At 72.6% G+C, this 3,739-nt stretch carries 2 protein-coding genes and 1 pseudogene; 2 read left to right on the top strand and 1 reads right to left on the bottom strand.

Annotated features, from left to right (window positions below; translation table 11 throughout):
* Nucleotides 1-194: 194 nt before the first annotated feature.
* Together E4O86_RS22480 and E4O86_RS22475 are read left to right on the top strand one after the other, a co-directional pair.
* Complete coding sequence (locus E4O86_RS22480; RefSeq protein WP_161142774.1) at nt 195-629, top strand: hypothetical protein; 435 nt, start codon at nt 195-197, stop codon at nt 627-629.
* 241 nt (nt 630-870) lie between these two features.
* Nucleotides 871-1,266, top strand: a pseudogene (locus tag E4O86_RS22475) (DUF4372 domain-containing protein); the annotation flags it as partial.
* A gap of 205 nt (nt 1,267-1,471) precedes the next feature.
* Here E4O86_RS22475 and E4O86_RS22470 read toward each other — a convergent pair.
* A complete protein-coding gene (locus tag E4O86_RS22470; protein WP_161142773.1) occupies nt 1,472-3,529 on the bottom strand; it encodes an ASKHA domain-containing protein in 2,058 nt (685 codons plus the stop codon).
* Between the last annotated feature and the right edge of the window lie 210 nt (nt 3,530-3,739).

The following is a 3,739-nucleotide window of genomic DNA, read 5'->3' as shown; positions in this document are numbered from 1 at the left end:
GCCGGGGGCCGTTCGCCGCGGCCGGAGCGGCGCCGGTTCCTACGAGGACCCGGCCGAGGAGCGCCGCCGCGCCCGCCGGCCGCGGAAGTCGGGCCGGCCGGGCAACTGACGCCGCCGCTTCGTGCGGCCGGACGTCCGGCGCGGAACGCCGGCCCCTCGGCGGGCGTTCTCGACGGGCCGAACCGGAGAGCACCATGGCGAAGAAGAAGAAGATGAAGTCCGCGATGCCGAAGAAGATCGCCGGCGTGAAGATCCCGAAGAAGGTCCGCAAGGGCGCGGTCGGCCAGTTCGTCGCCTCGCCGGCGGGCCAGGCCATGATCGGCGAGATGCTGCTCGCGGCGCTCGCCGCCATCCGCAAGGGCGGGAAAGGTTCAAAGCTCGGCATCGCGGCCCGCCATCCGGCCGCCGCCGCCGAGCTCGGCGCGTCCAGGGCCGCCGATCTCGGCTCCGACGCCATGGAGGCGCTGCGCGAGCGTACGGCGAGCCTTTCGGAGGCCTTCGGCGAGGCCGCCCGGCATTTCATGGACAGCGTGTCGGCCGACGCCGACGATCGGGGCGGTTCGTGGCGGGACGAGCGGGAGGCTGCGTCCGGCCGGGAGCGTGCCCGCGGCCATCGCCGCGCGCACTGACCGGCAGCGGAGACGCCGAGAGCCGGCACGGCCGGCAAGGTGGTGAGGTCGCGCACCGGGGTGGCAACACGACGCGCCGGTGGGTGCGCCGCGCCGCTCCCCGCGTCTCCTCCCCCTCTGTCGTCATCGCCGGGCTCGACCCACTGCTGTCCGGTTTAATTTTCTGGACTGGGTGCACGGTGTTGATTCTACTCGTGTTCAGACGTTGGCGCGTCTTCCGGACACGACAGGGGGCAACACCGTGCGGCATCACAATAGCGTTTTCCACGATGTCCTGAAGCAGGTTCCGTGGGGCGTGTTCGAGCGGCTGGTGGAAGAACACGCGGCGGACAAGCACGTGCGGCGGCTGTCGACGAAGAGCCAGTTCATCGCGCTCCTCTACGGGCAGCTTGCCGGGGCGGTGAGCCTGCGCGAGACCGTCGAGGGGCTCGCGAGCCATGCCGCCCGCCTCTACCATGTGGGCGCCAGGCCGGCGGCGCGCTCGACGCTGGCCGACGCCAATGCCCGGCGGCCGAGCGCGGTGTTCGGCGGGCTGTTCGCCGCCATTCTCGCCCAGGCGCAGCGGGGCCTGCGCCGGAAGCTGGGCGAGGCCGTCTACCTGATCGATTCGACGGGCCTGCGGCTGCGCGGGGCGGGCCTGGTGCGCGTCAACCTCATGCACAAGCGCCGCATCGACCGGCTGACCGGCCACGATCCACCCGCCGAACCCTCCAACCAGATGGTCCTCCAATGGGCGTGAAATCAAACCGGGACAGCAGTGGGCTCGACCCGGCGATCCATGCGGCGGCCGAGAGTCGACCGGATGCTGCCGGGCGCCCCGTGTCCCGTCGCCCCGCGTCCCCTCAGGCCGTGCCGCGCCGCGCCCGTCCGCGCCGGCGCCGGCCGCCGTCCTCCGCTTCGGCGCCCGGGCCCTTCCGCGCCGGCAGCGGCATAACGGCGGCGAGGTTCGGAAAGGCGTGCACCTTGTTCGGGAAGGCCATGGCGGCCACGAAATGCTCCTGGAAGCGCGGCTCGAGCGCCGTCTCGACCTTCTCGATCCGCCTGACGAGCGCCTCGATCTCGCGCCGGTGGCCGCGGTTGAGGAGCGCCATGCGCGCGCCGGTGCCGGCGGCATTGCCGACGCCCGCCACCTTCTCGATCGCGCAATCGGGCACGAGGCCGATCAGCATCGCATATTTCGGGTCGATGTAGTTGCCGAAGGCGCCGGCGAGCTTGATGCGGTCGACGCTGTCGATCCCGAGCCGGTCCATCAGCAGCCGCACGCCGGCATAGAGCGCGGCCTTGGCGAGCTGGACGGCGCGCACGTCCGTCTGCAGGATCCTGAGCTCGGGCGTCCCGCGCGCCGGGTCGGCCCTCCACAGCACGTAGGCGAAGGTGCGCCCGTGCGGCACGATGCGGTCGGACCTTGCGGCGAGCGCGCCGTCGATCACGCCGTCCTCGTCGACGATGCCGGCGAGGAACATCTCGCCGATCGCCTCGATGATGCCCGAGCCGCAGACGCCGGTGACGCCGAGATCCTGCACCACGCGGCCGAAGTCCGGATCGTCCGACCAGAGATCGTCGCCGATCACCTTCACCTTCGGCTCGAGCGTCGCGGGGTCGATCCGCACCCGCTCGATCGCGCCGGGCGCCGCGCGCTGGCCGCAGGATATCTCGGCGCCCTCGAAGGCGGGGCCGGTGGGGGAGCTCGCCGCGACGAGCCGCTCGCGGCTGCCGAGCACGATCTCCGCATTGGTCCCGACATCGACCAGGAGGGTGATCTCGTCGCCCTTCTGCGGCCCTTCGGCGAGCGTCGCGGCGGCGGCGTCGGCGCCGACATGGCCCGCGATGCAGGGCAGCGTATAGACCCGCGCGCCCGGATTGACGGCGAGGCCGATCTCGCGCGCCCGGAAATGGAGCGCGGCGGAGACGGCGAGCGCGAAGGGCGCGCCGCCGAGCTCGGTCGGGTCGATGCCGAGGAAGAGGTGGTGCATGATCGGGTTGCCGACGAACACCGCCTCGACGATGTCGTCGGCCGCGATGCCGGCTTCGCGCGCGACCTTGTCGACGAGGACGCCGATCGCCTCGCGCACCGCCCTGGTGAGCGCCTCCCGCCCGTCCGGGTTCATCATGACGTAGGAGACCCGGCTCATCAGGTCCTCGCCGAAGCGGATCTGCGGGTTCGGCGCGCCGGCCGAGGCGAGTATGCGGCCGGAGAGCATCGAGGAGAGATGGCAGGCGATGGTCGTCGAGCCGATGTCGACGGCAAGGCCGCAGGCCATGTTGTGGAGTCCGGGCCAGAGTGCCACGACCTCCGGGCCCGCGCCGTCATCATGGACGGCCGCCGTCACGTTCCAGTCGCCGGCGCGCAGCACCTCCTGCACGCGGGGAATGAGGTCGAAGTCGATCTGCGGGCGTTCGAGCCGCCAGTCGCGGGCGAGCGCGGCGAGCAGCCGGTCGGTGTCGCCGAGCGGCTTCTCCATGTCGGGCTCGTCCACCTCGACATAGCAGAGGCGCGTCGCCGGATCGCGCTCAATCGCGCGCGTCTCGGCGCGCTTGCGCACGAGCTGGCGGTTGATCTGGACGTCCTGCGGCACGTCGACGACGAGGTCGCCGAGAATGAGCGCCTGGCAGGAGAGGCGGCGCTCCGGCTCGAGCGCGCCGCGCTTGGCGACGTAGCGCGCCTCCGTCTCGGAGAAGTCGGAGAGATGGCCGGCCGAGGAGGTGATGCCGTGCTTCGGGAACTGCCCCTCGGCGACCTGGATCTGGCAGCGTCCGCAGATGCCGCGCCCGCCGCAGACGGATTCGATGTAGACGCCGAGCGAGCGGGCGGCGTCGAGCACCGGCGTGCCGAGCGGAAACCGCCCGCGGCGGCCCGACGGCATGAAGAGCACCAGTGCGTCGTTCGGGCGTTGTGTCATGGGACGGAACAGGTGAGGGCAGGACCGGCTCCATCCCGCGCGAGCGGGCGGGGAGCGGGTCCGGGGGACAGGGACGCCCGCGGGGAGCGCTCGTGCGGTGCGGACCGGTGCATTCCGCTTCCCGTGCCTCAGCCTCCCGTCCGGGCGCGGCGCGCCTCGCGCCCGCCGCGGCGGCGCCCGCCGGAGACCTCGGCCGCGGCATGGGCGGCC

It is taken from the genome of Propylenella binzhouense (genome assembly GCF_009866965.1).
Taxonomy (GTDB): Bacteria; Pseudomonadota; Alphaproteobacteria; order Rhizobiales; family Afifellaceae; genus Propylenella; species Propylenella binzhouense.
The sequence above is the reverse complement of the archived record's forward strand: the minus strand, read 5'-3'. Positions and strand labels throughout refer to the sequence as shown.